This window comes from Pseudomonas sp. SCT, from assembly GCF_003864275.1.
Lineage (GTDB): Bacteria > Pseudomonadota > Gammaproteobacteria > Pseudomonadales > Pseudomonadaceae > Stutzerimonas > Stutzerimonas stutzeri_AE.
The window spans coordinates 552,665-574,373 of sequence record NZ_BDJA01000001.1; the positions used below are offsets into that span (position 1 = coordinate 552,665).

Annotated in this window: 20 protein-coding genes and 1 riboswitch; of the genes, 13 read left to right on the top strand and 7 right to left on the bottom strand. The window is 61.7% G+C overall.

Annotated features, from left to right (window positions below):
* The first annotated feature begins 3 nt into the window (after positions 1–3).
* From BHD08_RS02550 to BHD08_RS02560, 3 genes are read left to right on the top strand one after another with little or no spacing between them, the layout of a single operon-like run.
* Positions 4–1,116 (top strand): capsular biosynthesis protein, encoded by a 1,113-nt coding sequence (locus BHD08_RS02550; protein ID WP_125020703.1) that lies wholly within the window; start codon positions 4–6, stop codon positions 1,114–1,116.
* Positions 1,113–2,306 (top strand): O-antigen ligase family protein, encoded by a 1,194-nt coding sequence (locus tag BHD08_RS02555; RefSeq protein WP_125020704.1) that lies wholly within the window; start codon positions 1,113–1,115, stop codon positions 2,304–2,306. Before BHD08_RS02550 ends, BHD08_RS02555 begins: the two co-directional genes overlap by 4 nt.
* Entirely contained in the window at positions 2,303–2,854 is a 552-nt protein-coding gene (locus BHD08_RS02560; protein ID WP_125020705.1) for a serine acetyltransferase, read from the top strand. Before BHD08_RS02555 ends, BHD08_RS02560 begins: the two co-directional genes overlap by 4 nt.
* A gap of 37 nt (positions 2,855–2,891) precedes the next feature.
* On the opposite strand, the gene BHD08_RS02565 is transcribed toward BHD08_RS02560, so the two are convergent.
* Positions 2,892–3,497 carry a toluene tolerance protein gene (locus BHD08_RS02565; RefSeq protein ID WP_125020706.1) on the bottom strand — a complete coding sequence of 202 codons (606 nt, stop codon included), beginning with the start codon at positions 3,495–3,497 and terminating at the stop codon, positions 2,892–2,894.
* 35 nt (positions 3,498–3,532) lie between these two features.
* Here BHD08_RS02565 and msbA point away from each other — a divergent pair, with 35 nt between their 5' ends.
* The 4 genes from msbA (at position 3,533) to hldE (ending at position 9,147) form a co-directional block, all read left to right on the top strand.
* A complete protein-coding gene (gene msbA, locus BHD08_RS02570; protein ID WP_125020707.1) occupies positions 3,533–5,350 on the top strand; it encodes a lipid A export permease/ATP-binding protein MsbA in 1,818 nt (605 codons plus the stop codon).
* Positions 5,350–6,246, top strand: a complete 897-nt coding sequence (locus BHD08_RS02575; protein ID WP_125020708.1) for a GNAT family N-acetyltransferase — start codon at positions 5,350–5,352, stop codon at positions 6,244–6,246. The genes msbA and BHD08_RS02575 overlap by 1 nt, the downstream gene beginning before the upstream one ends.
* Positions 6,247–6,249: 3 nt before the next feature.
* Positions 6,250–7,644, top strand: coding sequence for a PIG-L deacetylase family protein (locus tag BHD08_RS02580; RefSeq protein ID WP_125020709.1), 1,395 nt, complete (start codon positions 6,250–6,252; stop codon positions 7,642–7,644).
* Between the two features lie 81 nt (positions 7,645–7,725).
* Positions 7,726–9,147 carry a bifunctional D-glycero-beta-D-manno-heptose-7-phosphate kinase/D-glycero-beta-D-manno-heptose 1-phosphate adenylyltransferase HldE gene (gene hldE / locus BHD08_RS02585; protein ID WP_125020710.1) on the top strand — a complete coding sequence of 474 codons (1,422 nt, stop codon included), beginning with the start codon at positions 7,726–7,728 and terminating at the stop codon, positions 9,145–9,147.
* A 34-nt stretch (positions 9,148–9,181) separates the two neighbouring features.
* On the opposite strand, the gene BHD08_RS02590 is transcribed toward hldE, so the two are convergent.
* The 4 genes from BHD08_RS02590 to BHD08_RS02605 all read right to left on the bottom strand — a co-directional run bounded on the left by BHD08_RS02590 (position 9,182) and on the right by BHD08_RS02605 (position 12,523).
* Positions 9,182–10,069 carry a metal ABC transporter ATPase gene (locus tag BHD08_RS02590; protein WP_125020711.1) on the bottom strand — a complete coding sequence of 296 codons (888 nt, stop codon included), beginning with the start codon at positions 10,067–10,069 and terminating at the stop codon, positions 9,182–9,184.
* An 85-nt stretch (positions 10,070–10,154) separates the two neighbouring features.
* Positions 10,155–10,964, bottom strand: a complete 810-nt coding sequence (locus BHD08_RS02595) for an aldo/keto reductase (protein ID WP_125020712.1) — start codon at positions 10,962–10,964, stop codon at positions 10,155–10,157.
* On the bottom strand, positions 10,961–12,136 hold the full coding sequence (locus BHD08_RS02600; RefSeq protein ID WP_125020713.1) for an FAD-binding oxidoreductase: 1,176 nt from the start codon (positions 12,134–12,136) through the stop codon (positions 10,961–10,963). The genes BHD08_RS02595 and BHD08_RS02600 overlap by 4 nt, the downstream gene beginning before the upstream one ends.
* 54 nt (positions 12,137–12,190) lie before the next feature.
* Positions 12,191–12,523 carry a multidrug efflux SMR transporter gene (locus tag BHD08_RS02605; RefSeq protein ID WP_125020714.1) on the bottom strand — a complete coding sequence of 111 codons (333 nt, stop codon included), beginning with the start codon at positions 12,521–12,523 and terminating at the stop codon, positions 12,191–12,193.
* Positions 12,524–12,642: 119 nt separating this feature from the next.
* Between BHD08_RS02605 and waaA the strand changes: the two genes are divergently transcribed.
* Positions 12,643–13,911 carry a lipid IV(A) 3-deoxy-D-manno-octulosonic acid transferase gene (gene waaA / locus BHD08_RS02610; RefSeq protein ID WP_125020715.1) on the top strand — a complete coding sequence of 423 codons (1,269 nt, stop codon included), beginning with the start codon at positions 12,643–12,645 and terminating at the stop codon, positions 13,909–13,911.
* A 196-nt stretch (positions 13,912–14,107) separates the two neighbouring features.
* Here the strand turns inward: waaA and BHD08_RS02615 are convergent, their stop codons facing one another.
* The gene (locus BHD08_RS02615; RefSeq protein WP_015275468.1) at positions 14,108–15,562 is read right to left on the bottom strand and encodes a TolC family outer membrane protein; all 1,455 of its coding nucleotides are present in this window, start codon (positions 15,560–15,562) and stop codon (positions 14,108–14,110) included.
* Between the two features lie 174 nt (positions 15,563–15,736).
* Positions 15,737–15,843: riboswitch (TPP riboswitch) on the top strand.
* Between the two features lie 100 nt (positions 15,844–15,943).
* On the opposite strand from BHD08_RS02615, the gene thiC reads away from it, so the two are divergent.
* A complete protein-coding gene (thiC, locus tag BHD08_RS02620) occupies positions 15,944–17,824 on the top strand; it encodes a phosphomethylpyrimidine synthase ThiC (protein ID WP_003285206.1) in 1,881 nt (626 codons plus the stop codon).
* Positions 17,825–17,881: 57 nt separating this feature from the next.
* Here thiC and BHD08_RS02625 read toward each other — a convergent pair whose 3' ends face one another.
* Entirely contained in the window at positions 17,882–18,619 is a 738-nt protein-coding gene (locus tag BHD08_RS02625; protein ID WP_125020716.1) for an RsiV family protein, read from the bottom strand.
* Positions 18,620–18,834: 215 nt separating this feature from the next.
* Here BHD08_RS02625 and BHD08_RS02630 point away from each other — a divergent pair, with 215 nt between their 5' ends.
* The 4 genes from BHD08_RS02630 to BHD08_RS02645 all read left to right on the top strand — a co-directional run bounded on the left by BHD08_RS02630 (position 18,835) and on the right by BHD08_RS02645 (position 21,636).
* Positions 18,835–19,452: an NUDIX domain-containing protein gene (locus BHD08_RS02630; RefSeq protein WP_125020717.1), complete on the top strand. Its 618-nt coding sequence runs from the start codon at positions 18,835–18,837 to the stop codon at positions 19,450–19,452.
* Entirely contained in the window at positions 19,449–19,895 is a 447-nt protein-coding gene (locus BHD08_RS02635; RefSeq protein ID WP_015275471.1) for a DUF1249 domain-containing protein, read from the top strand. Before BHD08_RS02630 ends, BHD08_RS02635 begins: the two co-directional genes overlap by 4 nt.
* 153 nt (positions 19,896–20,048) lie before the next feature.
* Positions 20,049–20,864: a 3',5'-cyclic-AMP phosphodiesterase gene (gene cpdA, locus BHD08_RS02640; RefSeq protein ID WP_015275472.1), complete on the top strand. Its 816-nt coding sequence runs from the start codon at positions 20,049–20,051 to the stop codon at positions 20,862–20,864.
* A gap of 166 nt (positions 20,865–21,030) precedes the next feature.
* Complete coding sequence (locus BHD08_RS02645; protein WP_125020718.1) at positions 21,031–21,636, top strand: YqiA/YcfP family alpha/beta fold hydrolase; 606 nt, start codon at positions 21,031–21,033, stop codon at positions 21,634–21,636.
* The last annotated feature ends 73 nt before the right edge of the window (positions 21,637–21,709 follow it).

The following is a 21,709-nucleotide window of genomic DNA, read 5'->3' on the forward strand; positions in this document are numbered from 1 at the left end:
TTTATGAAAGTTCTATTTCTCGGTTTGGCTAAGCACCAAGTCAGGTACTTCCGCGCCCTTCTTGAAAATACCGATTTGAATGGCACCGTCGTTACGCCTGCGACACTGCCTCTTCCATCTGTCTGCGGGCTACGACAAGCGCTACGTCGGGTTGAGTGGAGACGGCTGATACAGGAAAAGTGCACCGAGCGGGCGACGAAGGGGCGCTATCACGGCGCTGTATATCGACTTTTGCTCAGGTTGGAGATGCTGGTGGTCGCGCTCCGTTTCGGTCGGCTGCTGCGCAAGGAACGGCCCGACGCCGTTGCGGTTTGGAACGGCAGCCACCGCTATTGCGCACTGCTCACAAGCATGTGCGAGGCTGGCGTGCAGACGTTGTATTTCGAAAATGGACTGCTTCCTGGTACTACTACCCTTGATGCTCAGGGCGTCAATTATCGCAACTCTGTGCCAAGGAATGCCGAGTTCTATCGAAACTATGCAGATCGGTACCCTGGCCGGCTAAACGGCGCTCAGTCGGTAACGCTAGTTCCGAGAGAGGCAAAGCGTCAAAGCAAGGCAGTTGAGCTACCCAGCAACTATATTTTTATCCCGTTTCAAGATGATTGGGACACGCAGATTCGGTTGTTCTCGCCCTGGATAAGTAATATGCGCGAGCTTTTCTTCTTTGCCGAACTGGTTGCCCAGCGATGTGGGAGAACCGTCGTTCTGAAGGAGCACCCATCGAGCCGGGTGAAATATCCAGATCTGGCCAAGCGCGCCTCAGATAACGTCTTCTTCGCGAATGGCAACTCGACGCAGGGTTTGATCGAAAAAGCTGATTGCGTCGTTACCATCAATTCGACGGTAGGCCTTGAGAGCATTCTTCTAGCGACGCCTGTGCTGGTTTTGGGCGAGGCCTTCTACGCGATCGAAGGCGTTGCGGCCAGAGCGCGAAATGCTGAGGAGGCACTCGCTTTGCTGGAAAGGCTGCCGGCTTGGGGGCTAGACGAGGAGCTGCAACAGGCCTTCATTAGTTATCTCCGAGATGAATATTGTTTGCCTGGCCGTTGGCAAGATGCCGGGACGGAACACTATGCGGCTGTAGCGAGGAAAGTTGAGGCTTTGGCAGTATGATTTCACGCCGGCCGCTCCCTGCCACCCTGCGAGTTTTGCTCTCGATTGGGCTGTATCTGCAGCTCGCGGGGATTTGCTTTATCCCTGATGGTAGTCGATACGCCACCATTACTAATCTCACGCTGTTCGCTCCCGCGCTCGTCGCGCTCGTTTTTTTCAGGCAGTCGTGGCCGTCGTTGAACAAGGCGGCTTTTGGCGTGTTGGTAGCCTTGTGTGTGTGGGTGGCCTTGGTTGCAGTATTTAATGAGGGGAGCGTTGGCGCACCGTGGCGATGGTTGCGGTTGCTCGTTTATGTAGTTCTCTATGTGCTAGCCGTTGGGGTGGTGATGCAGAACAAGACTCTCTGGCGAGTCCTGCTTCTCGCGGTAGTCTGTACTGCAGGGCTGTTCGCATGGCTCAGCCTGTTTCAGGCGCTTCTCATTGATGATCGGGGCTTTGGCTTCAGGAGCTTTAGACTGGATTCCTGGGCGGGCCATAAAATGGCGGATTTCGAGAATCCTATAGTTTCTGCTTTGTACTTTGGCGTCGTAGCGGTGATCGCGCTGTGCCTGTCGTTGCGGGAAAAAGGCGGAATCCGAGTTCTTTCCCTGATCGCGTTCCTTGGAGCCTCGGCGTACTGTTATTTCACGTACTCGCGGGGCGTCTGGCTCGGTCTCTTGATCGCCGTTATGGTTTGTCTGGCGGTTTCGCTCTCCGCGCGAAAGTTCCGCCTGCTGCTATGGAGCTTTCTTCCTTTAGCTTTTTCGGGGCTCTTTTTTCTTGGAAAGGCGGGGGGAATAGATGCGAGTTATCGAGACCAAATATTCTGGCAGTGGTGGTCGAACATCGGAATTTTCTGGTTGTGGGGGGCCGGAGCGGGAGCTGATCCGAACATATGTATCGACGGCATTGCGCGCTGCTTCAACCAAGCACACAGCCTCTATTTGCAGTTCTTCTACGAGTATGGCCTTCCTGGCTTGCTGCTCCTGCTGCTGTTCATCATCAGTCTTCTGTTAGGTGGGTGGCGCGTTCGTTCGGTACAGAGCTTTGCCCCTCTTGGCTTGGCGCTTATGGTGTTTGTTATTGTTGTGGCTATCGCCAATTACTATGTGATTCTTTTGCGTCCAGGTGTGTTCTGGATTGTTTTCTGGCTGCCGGCTGCAATTCTGTTGTACGAAGGTTCAGGAAGCGGGCGGTGCGAGGTTAAATGATGTCGATATTTGGAAGTATGAGGCGCTACTGGTGCCTTGAGATTCTAGGTTGCAGCGAGGAAGAATTTTCTTGGCGCAGGCTCAGGCAGAAGTACAAAAGAAGCAATCGCTATGCTTATCTGTTCTGGTTTCGTGTCGCCTATGTGCTTCACGCTGAAGGCGGTCGTTTTTGGAAACGGCGAGCCAAAATTCTCAATGAGAGAATAAGCCGAAAATACAATGTTGAAATTATGCTTGGTGCGACGGTCGGCGAGGGGTTATGGATTGCTCATCCCTCAGGTATCGTGATTAGCGCCTATGCAAACATTGGTAAAAATTTCAAAGTCTGGCAGGGGTGCACCGTCGGTATTAAAGGCGGCGATGGAGGAAAGGCAATAGCTATAGGTGATAACGTCAGCCTGTGCGTAAATTCTTGCATTATTGGTGATGTTATCTCGATTGCAGATAACGTGGTGATCGGTGCGATGACCTTGGTGAACAAGGATATTACGAGCTCTGGAATCTATGTGAACAAAAGAGGGTTGGATCGTTTCGGTTGCGGCAGTTAATGCCGCTATCCGGTTTCTGTTATTTCACTTTCCTCTTCTAATGGTGCTTATCTGCATAAAGCTTGATGATTTCATCGATAGGGAATTTCTCAAGTTTCTTTCTTTTTAAATGATTGCTTAAGTGTCTAAAGTTTCGTCTGACCAATGCTTGGCTAAGAGGGTTTCGCTTCTTTTGCAAATCGAGGACGTCAATCAGGCCGAACGAGCCGTCCGGAAGTATGATAATGTTGCCGATATGCAATGATCGAAAATAGATTCCTTTTTCGTGCAGGCTTTTTATAAACTTTGCTAGCGCAGGTAAGTGCCGGCTCATCACGCTGGGGTCGGTGCGGAAAACAGATTCTAACGAGACACCCGGCAAGGGTTGGTAGAGGCAGCCGCTCAGGCCGGCGTTCTTATCAAGCCAGAAAGTCTCTATGATCTCAGGTACGTTGAATCCTGAGTCACGCAATACGGCAAGGTTCTTGGCGAACCGTTCTGCATAAGGAAACAGGCGAGCCAGAAAGGGGCGCCGACGAGTGTAAAAGACCTTTAGAAAGCTCCCATCAGCCAGCGCCAGAACCTTGGGTCCACGCGCATCCTTTTCCAGGACCTTGCCTTCCACCAGCCAGTTTTCCAGCTCCTGCGCTGTTACAATCCGCATCTTGTTCCTCTAGCCAGTCTTGTGGGGCTTGCCGAATGGCCAATTCTACCCAGCAATCCAGCGTGACGGTGTACCTGCGATTGCTGCGCTATGTGTTTCCCTATTTAGGGCTATTTGCGATCAGTCTTCTTGGTTTTCTGATTTTCGCTTCGACCCAGCCTATGCTCGGCTACATACTGAAGTTTTTTGTTGATGGTTTGAACAATCCAGACGCCAGTTTGTTTGCCCAGGTCCCGCATCTCAATGAAGTACCATGGCTCGCTCAGCTCAAGCTATTGCAGGCCGTCCCGCTGCTGATCGTCTTCATCGCGCTCATGCAGGGCATCGGTTCGTTCCTCGGCAATTTTTTTCTTGCAAAGGTCTCGCTAGGGCTGGTGCATGACCTGCGGCTGGCACTGTTCAACAACATGTTGACCCTCCCCAACCGCTACTTCGACAGCCACAACTCCGGGCACCTGATCTCGCGGATCACCTATAACGTCACCATGGTGACGGGGGCGGCGACCGATGCGATCAAGGTCGTGGTACGCGAGGGTATGACGGTGATTTTCCTGTTCGCCACGCTGTTATGGATGAACTGGAAGCTCACCCTGGTGATGCTGGCAATACTGCCAGTGATCGGTTTTATGGTGTCGAGCGCCAGCAAGAAATTCCGCAAGCAGAGCAAAAAGATCCAGCTCGCGATGGGCGATGTGACGCATGTGGCGTCGGAAACCATTCAGGGCTACCGCGTGGTGCGTAGCTTCGGGGGCGAACCCTACGAGCGGAATCGCTTCCTGACAGCAAGTTCGGAGAACACCGCCAAGCAGCTGCGGATGGTCAAGACCAACGCTGTTTACACGCCGAGCTTGCAGCTGGTTATTTACAGCGCGATGGCGGTGCTGATGTTTCTGGTGTTGCTGCTGCGTGGTGATGCGTCTGCTGGCGATCTGGTCGCCTACATCACGCTGGCCGGATTGCTGCCAAAACCGATCCGTCAGCTCTCGGAAGTCAGCTCCACCATTCAGAAGGGTGTGGCCGGGGCTGAGAGTATCTTCGAACAGCTCGACGAGGAGCCGGAAATCGATCGGGGTACGCTTGAGCGCGAAGCCGTCAGCGGCCATCTTGAGGTACGTAACCTCGACTTCGTCTATCCGGGTACCGACAAGCAGGTGCTGCGCGACATCAGTTTCACCATTGAACCGGGGCAGATGGTGGCGCTGGTCGGGCGTTCCGGCAGCGGCAAGTCGACACTGGCGAATCTGATCCCCCGGTTCTATCACCATGAGGCCGGTCAGATATTGCTCGACGGTGCAGATGTCGAGTCCTACACGTTGCGCAATCTGCGTCGGCACATTGCGCTGGTGACTCAGCAGGTGACGCTGTTCAACGATACGGTAGCCAATAACATCGCTTACGGCGACTTGGCTGGCGCACCGCTGGACGACATCCGCCGTGCGGCCCGTGATGCATACGCCGACGAGTTCATCGAGCAGATGCCGGAGGGTTATCAGACCCTGGTCGGCGAAAACGGCGTGCTGCTGTCAGGCGGTCAGCGCCAGCGTCTGGCCATCGCCCGTGCCTTGTTGAAAAACTCGCCTGTGCTGATTCTGGACGAAGCCACTTCGGCGCTGGATACCGAGTCCGAGCGGCACATCCAGGGCGCGCTGGATCATGTCATGCAGGGCCGTACCACGCTGGTCATCGCGCACCGCCTGAGCACCATCGAGAAGGCTGACCAGATTCTGGTGATGGAGCAGGGGCGCATCGTCGAGCGCGGTACCCACGCCGAGCTGTTGGCCGTGAACGGCGCCTACGCCAGGCTCCACGCGACGCAGTTCAAGGACGAAGTGCCCGAAGAGCAGGAATCCTGATGTTGCAGTTCCTGCAGAGCTGGCGCGAGCGTGGCTGGCGCGTTATCGACGCATCGACGTATGCCGAGGTGTGGCAGCGCTACGGTGGCAGCGTTGCGACTCACCCTGACGTCATTGAACGCCTGGCCCGGCTCGCCGATATACCGGTGCGCTATCTGGCTTGGGATCAGCAGGGCGAGTTGATCGCAGCGGTTCCCTGCTGGGGTCGGCATCTGGCGCTTTCCAAGGATGTGCTGAAAAAGACCGGCAAACGCGGCCTGTTCGATATGGGCAACGCGGAGATCATTCTGCCGGTCGCCGAGCGGGCCGAGGTACCGGTACGCCAGCGTATGCGCTACGTGTCCGAGCTGAATGCTGCTGCGATCAGCACGTTGCGCGAGCAGCCTGAGGGTCTGGCGCTGGCGCGCGAGCCGGAGGCGTATTCGAAGAAATTTCGCTACAACCAGCGTCGTGAGCAGCGTTTGCTGGAAGAGGCCGGCGGTGTACTGCGCCCGCTGCTGGATTTCTCGCCGACCGAGCAAGCGGCAATGTACGCCGATCTGTTCCAGCGCCGCTGGGGTTTTGAAGCGCCCGGTAAGGCGCATCTTCATGAAGTGTTCGAACTTTTGCGCGAATTCATGACCGGCTCGGTGGTCCTGCTCGACGAGCAGCCCATTGCCGTCCAGGTGCTTTACCGGGTCGAGGCACCGAAGTGGGTGTCCATCGAGTACATCAATGGCGGTGTCGATCCGCAGCAGCGGGATTTCAGCCCCGGCAGCGTCCTCAGCTTCGTCAACACCCAGACTGCCTGGGCCGAGGCACGGGCGCTGGGCAAACCGCTGCGTTATTCCTTCGGCCGTGCGGACCGAGAGTACAAGGACCGCTGGTGCAACCGAGTTCCGGTCTATCAGGTGTGATCCATGAGTGCCCGCAAGCAGCAGCTGCTTAAACGTCACCGCAAGCACAAGCGCATCGCGTTGCTCATCGCGCTGGTTGTGCTGCTGCTGATTGGCACGCTGGTCGCCTGGTGGCCGGTGCCGCTGCTGGTGGTTCTGGGCTGGATCGCCCATGAGGCATGGTTCGCCGATCATCTGTTCTACCGGCCGCAGGACGACTACCGCTACGCCTTTCCTGAAGATGCCAAGCGCTATCCGGTGCGCATCGAGGATGGCTGTCTGGTGCTGGCGGACGACTTCGAGGCTGCAGATACGCTGATTCTCGAGGTCAATCTGAAGGCCAGCTGGCTAGGGCGCTGGCGCGACCCACAGGTATGGATCGGTGAGGACCGTCAGGATTTCGAGCGCGGTGTCGAGGGTCGGCGTTACCTCAACCTTTCCGGTCAGCACGAGCTGCTCGTCCAGGGTAGGCTGAGCGTTCGCGGGCGTTTCTGCCAGCTCTCGAATGATGCGACCCTCTATGCGATGCGCAATCCGGACTACGCCGAGCGCCGCATTCTGATCATCGCCCCCCACGCCGACGATGCCGAGCTGGCCGCCTTTGGCCTGTATAGCCGAGCGCGTGACGTCGCCATCGTTACCCTGACTCAGGGCGAGATCGAGGCGAAGAACTACCAACGCCTGGATTTGGACCAGGCCGCTGCGGCGCGCTTGAAGGGTCGTCTGCGCAGCTGGGACAGCCTTGCGATCCCCCTCTGGGGCGGCGTGCCGCAATCGCAATGCGTGCAGCTCGGCTATTACTGCCTGCAGTTACCGGCCATGGCTGAGGAGCCGGAACGCGCCTTCGGTTCGCGGGAATCGGACGAGCAGGACATCCGCAGCGTACGCCAGCACAATCCTCTGGCTCTACCGGCGGATGGGGACGGCGTGCCCAGCTGGGACAACCTGCAGGCTGACCTGCGCGCGCTGCTGACGCACTTTCGCCCCGAAGTGGTGGTGACGCCGCATCCTGAACTCGATCCGCACTCCGATCACGTCGCAGCCACGCGAGCCCTCTGTCAGGCGATGGAAGAGGGTGATTGGTTACCAGAAACGCTACTGCTCTATGCCAACCATCTACATGATAACGACCGCTGGCCGATGGGCCCGGCTGACGGCGGCGTGGCCTTGCCTCCCGCCATCGAGCCTCTGCCGGTCGATCATTTGTGGAGCCCGACGCTGGATGCAGGCGCGCGATTGAACAAGGCGATGGCACTGGCCATGCAGCATGACCTGCAAGGACCTTTGCCGTTCAAGAGGCGCCTGCGTCGACTGATCCAGGCGGCACTAGCCGGTCGCCGCTGGCCGGCGAGTGGCGACGACGAGTTCTTCCGCAAGGCCGTGCGCCGCCACGAGCTATTCTGGGTGCGCAAGTTGTAGCAGCCTTGCCGCGCTGGACAGGCCGGCATTGTCCACAGTGTTATTATCCCGCCGTTTTTTCTCTTCCTCGCTGGAGCCCTCATGAAGCTGTCCATGCCCCGTTTCGACCAAGCCGCCGTTCTGGTGGTCGGTGACGTCATGCTTGATCGTTACTGGCATGGCGGCACGTCGCGGATCTCGCCTGAGGCGCCGGTGCCGGTCGTCAAGGTCGAGCAGATCGAGGATCGTCCCGGCGGCGCGGCCAACGTGGCGCTGAACATCGCGGCACTGGGTGCGCCGGCGGCACTGGTGGGGGTGACCGGTGAAGACGAGGCGCGCCAGAGCCTGGCCGACAGCCTAGCCGCGGCGGGTGTGAACGCGCATTTCCAGTGCATTGATGACCAGCCCACCATCGTCAAGCTGCGGGTGATGAGTCGTCATCAGCAATTGCTGCGCATGGATTTCGAGGAGCCGTTCAACACCGATCCGGCCGCGCTACTGGCCGAGGTGGAAGGGCAGCTGACCGGAGTCAAGGTGCTGGTGCTGTCGGACTACGGCAAGGGCGCTTTGAAGAACCATCAGGCGCTTATCCAGGCCGCGCGGCGCCGTGGCATTCCGGTCCTCGCCGACCCCAAAGGCAAGGACTTTGAAATCTACCGCGGCGCCACCCTGATCACGCCGAACCTGGGCGAGTTCGAGGCGATCGTCGGGCATTGTGCCGATGAGGCCGAACTGGTCGCCAAGGGCGCCGAGCTGATGAGTCGGCTCAATCTGGATGCGCTGCTGGTCACCCGCGGCGAGCACGGCATGACCCTTCTGCGCCCTGATCACGCGCCGCTGCACCTGCCGGCCCGTGCCCGCGAGGTGTTCGATGTCACCGGTGCCGGCGACACCGTCATCTCAACCTTGGCCGCTGCGATCGCTGCAGGCGAGGAGCTGCCGCAGGCCGTGGCACTGGCCAACCTGGCCGCCGGTATCGTGGTCGGCAAGCTGGGCACCGCCTGCATCAGCGCGCCCGAGTTGCGCCGCGCGGTACAGCGCGAAGAGGGCTCCGAGCGCGGTGTAATGACCGTCGAACAACTGCTCACTGCGGTCGAGGATGCCCGTGCCGAGGGCGAGAAGATCGTCTTCACCAATGGCTGTTTCGACATCCTGCACGCCGGCCATGTGACCTATCTGGAACAGGCCCGCGCCCAAGGCGACCGGCTGGTGGTGGCGGTGAACGATGATAGTTCGGTGAGCCGCCTCAAAGGCCCGGGTCGGCCGATCAACTCGGTGGATCGCCGCATGGCGGTGCTGGCCGGTCTGGAAGCGGTGGATTGGGTGGTGTGCTTCTCCGAGGACACGCCGGAAAACCTGCTGGCCCAGGTGCGCCCCGATGTGCTGGTCAAGGGCGGTGATTATGGCGTCGATCAGGTGGTCGGTGCCGAGTTGGTCAAGGCCTACGGCGGCGTGGTGAAGGTGCTGGGGCTGGTGGAAAACAGCTCCACTACCGCCATCGTCGAGAAGATCCGCAGCCGCTGAGCCATGGCGACCAGGTGCGGCGCGGTCGGGCTTCTCAGCGCGCCGCGGCGGCCGGCCTGGCTGCCCACCAGTCCTTCCAGCGTACCCGCTCGTCGCGCACCACCCAGCCCTCCTGTGGTGCAAAGCTCTCCGACAGCCACAACCCTCGTGTATTGACGGGGCTGAACTGGCCATCACGTAACTGCAGCAGTTGCTCCTGCGGCTGTCCCTGGTGCAGCGGGATCAGGTAGAGGTCGGGCCTGCTTCGCTGCAGACGCGCCACCAGCTTGTCGGCCTCCAGGCGTTCGTCGACGTGGAACAGACTGAGCTGGCGAACCTCTTTCGGCAGTTCCATGCGCATGTCGTAGACCAGCTGCAGCGATGCCGTCGGCAGGTGCACGTAGGCGCGCGGGCGTTCCATCAGCACCATGTTGCCGCACTGCACCGGCCGCGTGGCGCCGGATTGCGAGGCGAGCTTGAAATGCACTGCCTCGCGGTAGTGCAGGCTGGTCTGATAGGGTGTGGGCAACCAGGTGTCGCCGAAACGCCCGGCCAGCCAGCCTTCGGGGGTCTCCAGCAGGCATTCTTCGGCGATTTCCTGGATGGCGGTGAGCAGTGGCAGGTTCAGCTCATGTGCCGGGATATAGCCGGAAATCAGCTTGAGCACCACGTCGCCGCGGTCCAGGCGCTGCTGACGGACCAGCACCCAATATTCCCGGCCCTGCCAGCAGAGGGTCAGGCGGACCGAAACGCCCAGATTGGCCAGCTCGATGGCGAAGCGGCCTGGATCGGCCACCTCAACCGGGCGCCGGCGCGCGATGACTTCGGCGAAATTCAGCGGCCGACCCAGGCTCTGGTAGCTCAGGCCGTGATGGCCAGCCTCGACGTAGAGGGGCAGGGTCTTGAATGCGGCAGGGCTCTTGCGTACCAGAACACTAGGCATCCGGGCTCTCCTTACGGCGAACGGGGCCGCGGCGCGGCACCGGTGGCTGCTGCCGCGTAGCGATTGGAACGCTGCGCCTCCGAGATCAATTGCCCATCAGGACGGCGGCAGCAGTGGCTACGTTAGACGTCAAATGCTGCGGATTGATAGTGCCGATGATCGCGCCGCTGACACCTGGGTGACCGAACAGCAGCTCGAAACTGCGACGGACCGGGTCGTCGCCTGGCTTGAGGCAGGCATGTCCGCTGGCCAGGGCCTTCTTGATCAGGGTGCCCTTGCCGTGGGCTGCAGCGTAGTCGAGGACCGGCCGTTCGGCCTGCTCGTTGAGGTTGTAGGTCACCATCGCGCAGTCGCCCTGCTGCAGTGCCAGCAGCCCGCCATCGACCGTCTTGCCGGACAGGCCGTAGCCGAGGATCTTGCCCTCGCGCTTGAGCTCGGCCAGGGTCTGGTAGACCTCGGCGTGCTGCAGGATGTCCAGATCGTTGCCATCGGAATGCACCAGCACCAGCTCGATGCGGTCGGTGCGCAGACGCTTGAGGCTGCGTTCGACCGAAAAGCGCGTGTGCGCGGCGGAAAAGTCGAAGCGCGACTGGCCGTTCTCGAACTCCTCTCCGACCTTGCTGACGATCACCCACTCCTCGCGCTGACCGATCAGCAGCGGACCGAGCCGCTCCTCGCTGACGCCGTAGGCCGGCGCGGTGTCGATCAGGTTGATGCCCAGCTCGCGGGCAAGATTCAGCAGTTGGCGCGCCTGGGCATCGTCGGGAATGGCGAAGCCGCTGGGGTATTTCACGCCTTGGTCGCGGCCCAGCTTCACCGTGCCCAGACCCAACGGCGAAATGCGCAGACCGGTGCTGCCCAGCGGGCGGTGCAGTTCGTGCAGCGTCGTGCTCATGGCAGCAGGCCTTCCCAGAAAGGCCCGGTCAGCGGCGGACGTGGCAGTTCAGGTAGTGTGGGATGCTGGCCGGGGCGAATGCCGTCGCGGGCGAGAGCGGCTTCGACGCGGTCGGAAAAGTCCGGTGACAGCGCCAGCTTGGTTGGCCAGCCGACCAGCAGGCGGCCCTGCTCGGCGAGAAAGGCATTGTCCGGACGGGCGAGGGCCGATTGCGCCGGCTCGGCGCGGTCGATGCGTAGCGTGGCCCAGTGCGCTGCGGACAGGTCGATCCAGGGTACCAGTTCGGCCAGTTCCTGTTTCGCCGCGGCGATCTGGCTGGCTTCGTCGCGCGCCACGCCATCGGCTTCGGCCAGGTCGCCACCGAGATACCAGACCCACTCGCCGTCCGCCGCCGGATGGCTGGTAACGGTGATGCGCGGCTTGGTGCCACCGCCCAGGCAGTGGGCATAGAGCGGCTTGAGCGTTGGCGCCTTGACGATGACCATGTGCAACGGACGGCGCTGCATGGCCGGTTGCTGCAGGCCGAGCGACGCGAGCAGCTCGGCAGTTCCGCCACCGGCGCTAAACACGATGCGCTGGGCGCGGATCTCGCGACCATCGACGCGCAACCCGACCAGCTCGTGGTCGTCGAGCAACGGTTCGATCCGCTGGCAGGCCAGCAGGCTGTCGCCAGCCAGCTCGGCCAGCCGGGCGATCAGGCTGGGCACATCGAGCACCAGTTCACTGAGGCGGTAGACCTTGCCTTTGAATTTCGGATGCTGCAGCGCGGGCGGCAGCTCGTCGCCCTTGACTTGGCCGACCCGCGAGCGCACCGCCTTGCTGGCGAAGAAGCTGGTGAGGTTGCCGGCCAGGGTGCCCGGCGACCACAGATAGTGCGCATCGGACAACAGACGCACGCCGCTGAGGTCCAGCTCGCCCTTGCCTTCGAGGGCTTCGCGCCAGCGCCGCGGCATGTCCGCAATCGCCTCGGAGGCACCGGTGAGGGCACCGCTCAGCGCGTACTTGGTGCCGCCATGAATGATGCCCTGGGACTTCACGCTCTGCCCGCCGCCCAGTGTTCCCTTGTCGACCAGCAGGGTGGCAAAACCCAGTCGGCGCAGGCGCGCGTTCAGCCAGAGGCCGGCGACGCCGCCGCCAACGATCAGGACGTCGGTGCTGAGGGATTCGGGCATGTGCAGACCTCATTGGGTAAACGGACGCGCAGTATAACTGCAGTGCGTCGGGTCTCAGTGGCCAGTGCTACTGGAGAACAGCTGGATGACCACCACTCCGGCGATGATCAAAGACATGCCGAGGATCGCCGGCAGGTCCAGATACTGGCGATAGATCACTGCTGCAGCGATGCTGACCAGCACGATGCCGAGCCCGGCCCAGATGGCATAGGCGATGCCCACCGGTATGGTTTTCACCACGAGAGCCAGCATCCAGAACGACAGGCTGTAGCCTGTGACCACCAGCAGCAGTGGCAGCGGGCGACTGAAGCCGGCCAGGGCTTTCATCGAGGTGGTGGCGATCACTTCGGCGCAGATGGCTATGGCCAGGTAAACGTAACCGGACATGGGAAATCCTGATCGTGGGCTGGATGGGGTCAACTTCGTTCGGTCGCGTCCTCGTCAACTAGTTCGCCAGCCGTGGCGATTGTGGCTCGCCGGCAGGCGGCTTGCTAAGCTCCGCGCCCATGAATCGCACCCTCTATACCCTGCTGTTCCACCTCGGCCTGCCGCTGGTGTTCCTGCGCCTGCTGTGGCGCGCCTGGCGCGCGCCGGCCTACTCCCGTCGTATCTGCGAGCGTTTCGCCTTTGGTTTGCCGCCGCTGCGTCCGGGTGGCATCTGGGTGCATGCGGTCTCGGTGGGCGAAAGCATCGCCGCGGCACCGATGATCCGCGAGCTGATGGCGCGCTATCCGCAGCTGCCGATCACCGTCACCTGCATGACCCCAACCGGTTCCGAGCGCATCCAGGCGCTGTTCGGCGACAGCGTGCAGCATTGCTACCTGCCCTATGACCTGCCCTGGGCTGCGGCGCGCTTTCTCGACCGCCTGCGGCCGAAGCTGGCGGTGGTGATGGAGACCGAACTCTGGCCCAACCATATTCATCAGTGTGCCCGCCGCGGCATTCCAGTGGCGCTGGCCAATGCGCGGCTGTCCGAGCGATCGGCCCGTGGCTATGCACGCTTCGCCCGCCTGACCGCGCCGATGCTCGCCGAGCTGAGCCTGATTGCCGTGCAGACAGAGGCTGAGGCCGAGCGATTCCGTCAGCTCGGCGCGCGCCGAGAGTGCGTCGAGGTGACCGGCTCGATCAAGTTCGACCTGGCCATCGACCCGGCACTGCTGGTGCGGGCCAGCGAATTGCGCCAGCAGTGGGCGGCGCAGGAGCGGCCATTGTGGATCGCCGCCAGCACTCATGCCGGCGAGGACGAAATCATCCTGGCCGCGCATCGGCGTTTGCTGGAGCGGTTTCCGCAGACGTTGCTGCTGCTGGTGCCGCGGCATCCGGAACGCTTCGCGTCGGTGTTCGAGCTGTGCCGCAAGGAAGGTTTCGTCGCGGCTAGAAGATCGAAGGGCGAGGCGGTCAGCGCCGTGACCCAGGTACTGGTCGGCGACACCATGGGCGAGCTGCTGTTTCTCTATGCCCTGGCCGACATCGCCTTCGTCGGCGGCAGTCTGGTGCCCAATGGCGGGCATAACCTGCTGGAGCCTGCGGCGTTGGGCAAGCCGGTGCTCAGCGGCCCGCATCTGTTCAACTTTCTCGAAATCTCCGCGCAGCTGCGCGATGCCGGCGCTCTGCGTGAAGTGCGGGATGCCGACCAGCTGGCTGATGCCGTCGATGAGCTCTGGCGCGATCCGGCTGCCGCGCAGCGGATGCAGGACGCCGGGCTGGGGGTGCTCAAGGCCAATCAGGGGGCCTTGCAGCGTTTGCTGACGGGATTGGCGAGGCTGCTCGGCTAGCAGTGTGGCGTCTGGTCTGGAAGGCAGGCTGGCGCGACTGACGGCGCCGCCCGCAGTGCGTGGTCCTGATGGCTGAAACCCACCCTAGGCCCGGTCGTGTTGCAGCCTGGTATCGCTAGTACTTCGTTTCGCCTGGTGGCGGTGGGCTGCAGGTAGGCTTCAGCCCACCGAGCCACCGCTCAAGCGAGCCCCCGCTTCAATAATCCACACGCACCGGCTGGCCGATGGTCTGCGGCAGGTCCGGCGGCAGGAAGTCGGTGTCCGGGTTGTAGTCGGGCTTCAGGTACGCCGCCAGTTGCTGCAAGTCGTCCGGGTTGAGTGTGCCGGCGGCCTGTTTCAGGCGCAGATTGTCGAGAATGTAGTCGTAGCGGGCGTTGTTGTAGTCGCGCACGGCGCCGTAAAGGCGGCGCTGGGTGTCGAGCACGTCGACGATGTTGCGCGTGCCGACCTGATAGCCGATCTCCGTCGCCTCCAGCGCGCTCTGGTTGGAGATGATCGACTGCCGGCGGGCTTCGACCTGCTCGATATCGGTATTCACCGCCCGATGCAGATTGCGTGTGGATTCGACCACCTGGCGGCGCAGACTTTCGCGTTGCTGCTCGCTCTGGCTGAGCTGGTAATAGGCCTCGCGACTCTGCGAGGTGGTCAGGCCGCCACTGTAGAGCGGAATGTTCAGCTGCAGGCCGATGCTGCGTTGTTCGACATCACCGGTGTAGCGCGGCATGTCGAAGCCCGGGATGTTCTGGGAATTGCTGAAACCCAGCGAGTCGTTGTCGCCCTTGCGATAGGACGCCACCGCATCGAGCGTCGGTGCATGGCCGGAGCGGCGCTGGCGCAGGGTTTCCTCGGCCGCGGTCACCGCGTAATTGACCGCCAGCAGGTTGAGGTTCTGCCGCGTCGCGGTATCGACCCAGGCCTTGGCCTCGTTCGGCGCCGGGGCCAGCACCGGCAGGGTGTGGCGGATGCCTTCGAGGGCGATGTACTCGCGGTTGGTCAAGGTGAACAGAGCCTGGAAGGCATCGTCAACCTGGCGCTGGGCGATGGAGCGGTTGGCCCGCGCGGTATCGAACCCGGCCTGGGCTTCGAGCACGTCGGTCTTGTCGGAGAGGCCGACCTCGAAGCGCTCGTTGGCCTGGTCGAGCTGGCGCTTGAATGCTGCTTCCTCGGCTTTTACCGCGGCCAGGTTGTCCTGCGCGCGCAGCACGGCGAAGTAGGACTGGGCGCTCTGCAGGATCAGGTCCTGCTCGGCGATGGAGTATTCGATTGCCGCCTGCTCGCTGACGGCTTGCGCGGCCTTGAGCTGGAACCAGCGATCGGCGCGGAAGATCGGCTGGCTCAGCGTCGCCTGATAGGCGGTGCCGCTGCGCGACAGCGAGGTCGAACCTCGGCTGGTGTCGACGTCCGTTTCGGTGTCGCTCAGCTCTGCGCCGGCGCTGAGATTGGGCAGCAATCCAGCACGCGCCTGCGGCACGATTTCCTGGCGAGCGCGGAACTGCGCGCGAGCTGCAGCCAGGTCGGCATTGTTGTTGACGGCTTGCTGATAGACGCTGACCAGGTCGGTCTTGCTGGCGAGCGGGACGGTTTCCTGTGCCCAGGCTGCTCCGGCGGTGAGGGAGGCCACGGCGAGAGCCAGCGGGAGTCTGCGCAGCATGTTGGGTCCATCCTGAATAGAGCTGATGGGCAAGGCTAAGCGGCAGCTGACGGGGGGTCAAGGCGCGTGTGCGAAGCAGGGTCGGATGGCGATGTGGCTGGCCGAAATGACCGAACGGTCGACTACTTTCGCCCTCGGCATGGCGTTCCTACGGGGTCTTGATTAGACTCGATGGCGTTCTTGTCGGGGTGCCTTGAAGCGAAGGCTGAGATCGGAAAGTTCCGGATCCCGTTGAACCTGATCAGGTTAAGGCCTGCGTAGGGAACAAGATGTGCTCGCCAGTCGTTCGGCCAGCTCTCTCGGCGCCAGTCCCGGCGCACCCGACGCCCTTGCCATCCGTGTTTTCAGGTTCGCTCCGACAATTCTCTAGGAGCCAGCCTGATGCGTGTAGAACAACAGAACCTGAGTGAATCCGCCCAGGTCGACCAGCAGTCGATCCAACCCTTCCCGCGCTCGCAGAAAATCTATGTGCAAGGTTCGCGCCCGGATATCCGCGTGCCGATGCGCGAGATCAGCCTGGACGTGACGCCGACCGACTTCGGTGGTGAGATCAACGCCCCGGTCACCGTCTACGACACCTCCGGTCCCTACACCGACCCGAATGTGCAAATCGATGTACGCAAGGGCCTCGCCGACGTGCGCAGTGCCTGGATCGAGGAGCGCGGTGATACCGAGAAGCTGCCGGGGCTGACTTCCGAATTCGGCCAGCGTCGCCTCAACGATGCCGAGCTGACCGCCATGCGTTTTGCTCATGTGCGTCATCCGCGGCGGGCCAAGGCCGGGCACAACGTCAGCCAGATGCACTACGCGCGCAAGGGCATCATCACCCCCGAGATGGAATACGTTGCCATCCGCGAGAACATGAAGCTGACCGAAGCTCGCGAGGCCGGACTGCTCAAGGATCAACACGCCGGGCATAGCTTCGGTGCCTCGATCCCCAAGGAGATCACGCCGGAATTCGTGCGTGACGAAGTCGCCCGCGGCCGCGCCATCATCCCGGCCAACATCAACCACACCGAGCTCGAGCCGATGATCATCGGCCGCAACTTCCTGGTGAAGATCAACGGAAATATCGGCAATTCGGCGCTGGGCTCCTCGATCGAAGAAGAGGTCGCCAAGCTGACCTGGGGCATCCGCTGGGGCTCGGACACGGTGATGGACCTGTCCACCGGCAAGCACATCCATGAGACCCGCGAGTGGATCATTCGCAACTCGCCGGTGCCGATCGGCACAGTGCCGATCTACCAGGCGCTGGAAAAGGTCAACGGCGTTGCCGAAGACCTGACCTGGGAGCTGTTCCGCGACACGTTGATCGAACAGGCCGAGCAGGGCGTCGACTACTTCACCATCCACGCCGGCGTACTGCTGCGCTACGTGCCGCTGACTGCCAAGCGCGTCACCGGCATCGTCTCGCGCGGTGGCTCGATCATGGCCAAGTGGTGCCTGGCGCATCACAAGGAGAATTTCCTCTACACCAACTTCGAGGAAATCTGCGAAATCATGAAGGCCTACGACGTCAGCTTCTCGCTGGGCGATGGCCTGCGTCCGGGTTCGATCGCCGATGCCAACGATGCCGCGCAGTTCGGCGAACTGGAAACTCTCGGCGAGCTGACCAAGATCGCCTGGAAACACGACGTGCAGTGCATGATCGAAGGTCCGGGCCATGTGCCGATGCACATGATCAAGGAGAACATGGACAAGCAGCTGGAATGCTGCGACGAGGCGCCGTTCTACACCCTCGGCCCGCTGACCACCGACATCGCCCCCGGTTACGACCACATCACCAGCGGCATCGGCGCGGCGATGATCGGCTGGTTCGGTTGCGCCATGCTCTGCTACGTCACGCCGAAGGAGCACCTCGGCCTGCCGAACAAGGATGACGTCAAGACCGGCATCATCACCTACAAGATCGCCGCCCATGCCGCCGACCTCGCCAAGGGTCATCCGGGCGCGCAGATTCGCGACAACGCGCTGTCCAAGGCGCGCTTCGAGTTCCGCTGGGAAGACCAGTTCAACCTCGGCCTCGACCCGGACACCGCGCGTGCCTTCCACGACGAGACGCTGCCGAAAGAATCGGCCAAGGTGGCGCACTTCTGCTCCATGTGCGGACCGAAGTTCTGTTCGATGAAGATCACTCAGGAAGTGCGCGAGTACGCTGCCGAGCACGGCCTGACCGACGAGCAGAAGGCCATCGAGGCCGGCTTCGCCGAGCAGTCCTCGCGTTTCAAGGACGAGGGTTCGGTGATCTACAAGCAGGTGTAACCAGCTGCCTGCAGGTGAGCCGAAGCGGGCCGGCAGATGCCGGCCCGCTTCGTATCCTCAGAGATATTCCGGCTTCAGAATGCCTTTGAGCTGTTCATGGGGAATGAACAGCTCGGGGTGACCGCTCGAGTACGGTGCAATGCTGTACACGTCATATTTGAGCAACACGCTGTCCTTGAGCAGCGCAACGTTCGCGGTCTGCTGGAACGGCCAGAACTCGAGGAATGCGGCATCCTGATCGTGTTCGTTCTCCACCAGCCAGCGCTGATGCGCCTGGCGCGCCACCCGCCAGAAGTTGCCTTCCTGACCGGGGATCAGCAGATCGTCCAGGCGTAGCTCGCGGTCCTTCTTGCTGTCGTAGTTGATGAAGCCGCGACCGGGCATGCCGTGGGCGCCACCGACATACAGATAGCTGGAAAGCTCGACGACCAGAATGTTGCGGTGCTGGTCACGCAGCTTGGCCTGCAGATAACTGCTCCAGCCTGGCTCGGCCGTACGCAGAAAGCCTTGTTGATAGCTCTGCAAGGATTCGGGTAACCGATCATCCGGACCGTTCATCGTCATCCGACGCAGGCGCGCGTCGATCAGGCGGTTCAGTTCCGGTTCGTCGGCAAATGTCAGGCTATCGATGTTTACCAGCGGGCAGTTTTCTCCCTCGCAGCCCTTGGGCCGCTGTTCGGTAACGGTCTGGCGGACCTCCACCGGGCGTTCCGAAGCAAAGTGCTGGCAGCCGCCAAGCAGCATCGCAAGGCTGCTCAGTGCGATGAAATTGCGAATGTATGCGGTTGGAATCATGGTTCGTCCAGACATGGCAGTGCGCTTTCGATTGCCGGTCACACCCGAAGTTCGTGAGTTCCGGCTGGTTGGGCCCTCTTCGGTTACGGTGGTCTGCAAAGGGCTGCACCGGAGGCACTGCCGCGCTAGGATGACGACAAAGCCGCTCACGATGTGACGGTTGCAGTCGTTCGCTGCCGTGTCCGGCGCGGATCAAACCGATATGAGTGGTGCCCATGAGCGAGACCTTCAAACCCGGCCCGGATGATGTCCAGATCCTCCGACGAGAGCAATGCTTCAGCGGCTTCTACCGGCTGGATCGTCTGCACCTGCGCCATCGCCAGTTCAACGGTGACATGGGCGCTGAGCTGAGTCGCGAGCTATTCGTCCGGCACGATGCGGTATGCGTGCTGCCCTATGACCCGCTACTCGATCGCGTGGTGCTGATCGAGCAGTTCCGCGTCGGTGCGCTGGGCAAGGTCGATAACCCCTGGCTGATCGAGCTGGTGGCAGGTCTGATCGACAAGGATGAGGCACCCGAAGAGGTTGCACGGCGCGAAGCGATCGAAGAGGCAGGGCTGCACCTGGGCGAGCTCTGGCCCGTCAGCCAGTATTTCCCGTCCCCTGGCGGCAGCGATGAGCGGGTGTATCTGTATGTCGGTCGCTGCGACAGCGAGGGTGCCGATGGGGTGTTCGGCCTGGCCGAGGAGGGCGAAGATATTCGCGTGCACGTCTGGTCGCTATCGGAGGCACTCCGCGCCGTCAATGATGGTCGTATCGACAATGCCGCCAGCATCATTGCCTTGCAGTGGCTGGCCTTGAATCGCGAGCAGGTGCGGGGGGCGTGGACATGAGAAAGACGCGCGAGCGTTACCGAGTCGATCTGCTCGAACTGCAATCGGCCTGCGAGGCCAATTACCTACGCTTGATGCGGCTGCTGCCAGGCATGCGCAGTGCTTGCGACGCACGGCGAATAGCGATCAGTCAGGGCGACATGTTGCTCGGTGTGCTGGTGCTGGAAGTGCTGGAGAGCTGCCCCTACACCACGACCTTGCAGGTCAGTCAGGAGCATTGCCTGACCTGGCTGCCCGTGCCGAAGATGGAAGTGCGCGTCTATCACGATGCACGCATGGCCGAGGTCATTCGCGCCGAGAATGCCCGGCGTTTTCGCGGGATCTATCATTATCCCAACGCACAGATGCACCAGCCGGACGAGAAGAACCAACTCAACCTCTTCCTCGGCGAGTGGCTGGGCCACTGCCTGGCCTGCGGTCACGAGCTCGAACCGGTGCTCTGATTTTCCTTTGCCACCAATGGCGGACGGCGGTCCGCAACCGATCTCCTGGCAGGTATGCCGCACGGTTCTGTGACCCAGGCCCACTTCCGAGGTTTACCCTCCTAGCGGGCTCCTACCATAATTCCGTTGCGATTTAGCTCAAGGAGAAGGGCCTTGCCTGGTGCGACCCTGACTGCTGTTGAAGATTCGGTTCTGCTGGTGCAGCTCACCGATAGCCATCTGTTTGCCGAAGCGGACGGCAAGCTGCTGGGCATGAATACCTGCGACAGCCTGGAGCGTGTAATCGAGCTGGCCATCGACGAGCAGCCGCGCATCGATCTGGTCCTGGCCACCGGCGATCTGTCGCAGGATGGCTCGGTGGCGTCATACCAGCGGTTTCGTCGGCTTGCCGAGCGCATCGAAGCCCCGGCGCGCTGGTGTCCGGGCAATCACGACGAGCTGGCGGCGATGCGCGAGGCCAGCCGCGGCAGCGCGCTGATGGAGCCTGTGCTGGAGATCGGCGGCTGGCGCGTGGTGATGCTCGATACGCTGGTGGCGGGCTCGGTATACGGCATGCTGCGCAGCGACCAACTGGATCTGCTCGATCAGGCGCTCAGCGAGGCCCCGGCCCACCATCATCTGATCTGTCTGCATCATCATCCAGTGTCCATCGGCAGTCGCTGGATGGATACCATCGGGCTGCGCAACCCGGATGCGCTGTTCGAGGTGCTGGACCGTCATAGCAACGTGCGGGCATTGCTCTGGGGGCACATCCATCAGGAGTTCGATCACTGGCGCAACGACTTGCGTTTGCTGGCGTCGCCTTCCACCGGCGTGCAGTTCACACCGCAGAGCGAGGATTTCCAGGTCGACAGCGCGGCGCCAGGCTATCGCTGGTTGCGGCTGTACGCTGATGGGCGATTGGACACCGAGGTTTCCCGGGTCAGCGGTATCGAATTCGAAATCGATTACAGTGTGAAGGGTTATTGAAGACTTGCGGCTCGTGAGCTCGCGCGGTGGACCATGGCGTCGGACGCAGCGAACCGTTTCTGCTTGTTTCCTATCCATCTATTGCCATGCGCATGCGCGTTGCCAGTCTGCTTGCAGATAACAGCGCGTGCCTTGTAGCCTTGCGATTTCTCTACAGGCTGTATCGATGTCCAGTGATTCGCCTTCGATCCTTTATATACACGGCCTCAACAGCTCACCGCTTTCGCAGAAGGCGAGCCAACTGTCCGCTGCGTTGGAAAAACTGGGTTTGGCCGAGCTGCTGCGGGTTCCTGCGCTGCACCATCATCCTCGGCAGGCCATCGCCCAGCTTGAGGCATGCGTCAGTGAGCTCGGGCGGCCGCTGCTGGTCGGCAGCTCGCTTGGCGGCTACTATGCGACGCACCTCGCCGAGCGGCATGGCCTGAAGGCCTTGCTGATCAACCCGGCCGTGACTCCGCATCGTCGCTTCGACGGTTACCTCGGGCCGCAGACGAACCTGTACAGCGGGGAGGTCTGGGAGCTGACCGAGGATCATGTCGCCGCGTTGGCTGAACTGGAGACCGCGCCACCGCAGGATGCCGAGCGTTATCAGGTCTGGTTGCAGACTGCCGACGAAACGCTGGATTACCGTGACGCTGCACAGTTCTATCGTGGCTGTGCGCTGCGTATTCAGGCCGGTGGTGACCATGGTTTTCAAGGCTTCAGCGAGCGCTTGCCGGCGCTGCTGGCCTTTGCCGGCGTCGCGCCGCAAATATGGCTGGAGCAGCTCTGACGGGCATGCGATTCGGAGCAACGCTGCCTGATCATGCGGCTAGCCGTCCGGGCGGTTTCACCCATGCGGCCCC

Excerpts from the sequence above, each read along its gene's own strand:
- BHD08_RS02550 (WP_125020703.1), top strand. The coding sequence starts at position 4 with ATGAAAGTTCTATTTCTCGGTTTGGCTAAGCACCAAGTCAGGTACTTC.
- BHD08_RS02555 (WP_125020704.1), top strand. The coding sequence starts at position 1,113 with ATGATTTCACGCCGGCCGCTCCCTGCCACCCTGCGAGTTTTGCTCTCG.
- BHD08_RS02560 (WP_125020705.1), top strand. The coding sequence starts at position 2,303 with ATGATGTCGATATTTGGAAGTATGAGGCGCTACTGGTGCCTTGAGATT.
- BHD08_RS02565 (WP_125020706.1), bottom strand. The coding sequence starts at position 3,497 with ATGCGGATTGTAACAGCGCAGGAGCTGGAAAACTGGCTGGTGGAAGGC.
- msbA (WP_125020707.1), top strand. The coding sequence starts at position 3,533 with ATGGCCAATTCTACCCAGCAATCCAGCGTGACGGTGTACCTGCGATTG.
- BHD08_RS02575 (WP_125020708.1), top strand. The coding sequence starts at position 5,350 with ATGTTGCAGTTCCTGCAGAGCTGGCGCGAGCGTGGCTGGCGCGTTATC.
- BHD08_RS02580 (WP_125020709.1), top strand. The coding sequence starts at position 6,250 with ATGAGTGCCCGCAAGCAGCAGCTGCTTAAACGTCACCGCAAGCACAAG.
- hldE (WP_125020710.1), top strand. The coding sequence starts at position 7,726 with ATGAAGCTGTCCATGCCCCGTTTCGACCAAGCCGCCGTTCTGGTGGTC.
- BHD08_RS02590 (WP_125020711.1), bottom strand. The coding sequence starts at position 10,069 with ATGCCTAGTGTTCTGGTACGCAAGAGCCCTGCCGCATTCAAGACCCTG.
- BHD08_RS02595 (WP_125020712.1), bottom strand. The coding sequence starts at position 10,964 with ATGAGCACGACGCTGCACGAACTGCACCGCCCGCTGGGCAGCACCGGT.
- BHD08_RS02600 (WP_125020713.1), bottom strand. The coding sequence starts at position 12,136 with ATGCCCGAATCCCTCAGCACCGACGTCCTGATCGTTGGCGGCGGCGTC.
- BHD08_RS02605 (WP_125020714.1), bottom strand. The coding sequence starts at position 12,523 with ATGTCCGGTTACGTTTACCTGGCCATAGCCATCTGCGCCGAAGTGATC.
- waaA (WP_125020715.1), top strand. The coding sequence starts at position 12,643 with ATGAATCGCACCCTCTATACCCTGCTGTTCCACCTCGGCCTGCCGCTG.
- BHD08_RS02615 (WP_015275468.1), bottom strand. The coding sequence starts at position 15,562 with ATGCTGCGCAGACTCCCGCTGGCTCTCGCCGTGGCCTCCCTCACCGCC.
- thiC (WP_003285206.1), top strand. The coding sequence starts at position 15,944 with ATGCGTGTAGAACAACAGAACCTGAGTGAATCCGCCCAGGTCGACCAG.
- BHD08_RS02625 (WP_125020716.1), bottom strand. The coding sequence starts at position 18,619 with ATGATTCCAACCGCATACATTCGCAATTTCATCGCACTGAGCAGCCTT.
- BHD08_RS02630 (WP_125020717.1), top strand. The coding sequence starts at position 18,835 with ATGAGCGAGACCTTCAAACCCGGCCCGGATGATGTCCAGATCCTCCGA.
- BHD08_RS02635 (WP_015275471.1), top strand. The coding sequence starts at position 19,449 with ATGAGAAAGACGCGCGAGCGTTACCGAGTCGATCTGCTCGAACTGCAA.
- BHD08_RS02645 (WP_125020718.1), top strand. The coding sequence starts at position 21,031 with ATGTCCAGTGATTCGCCTTCGATCCTTTATATACACGGCCTCAACAGC.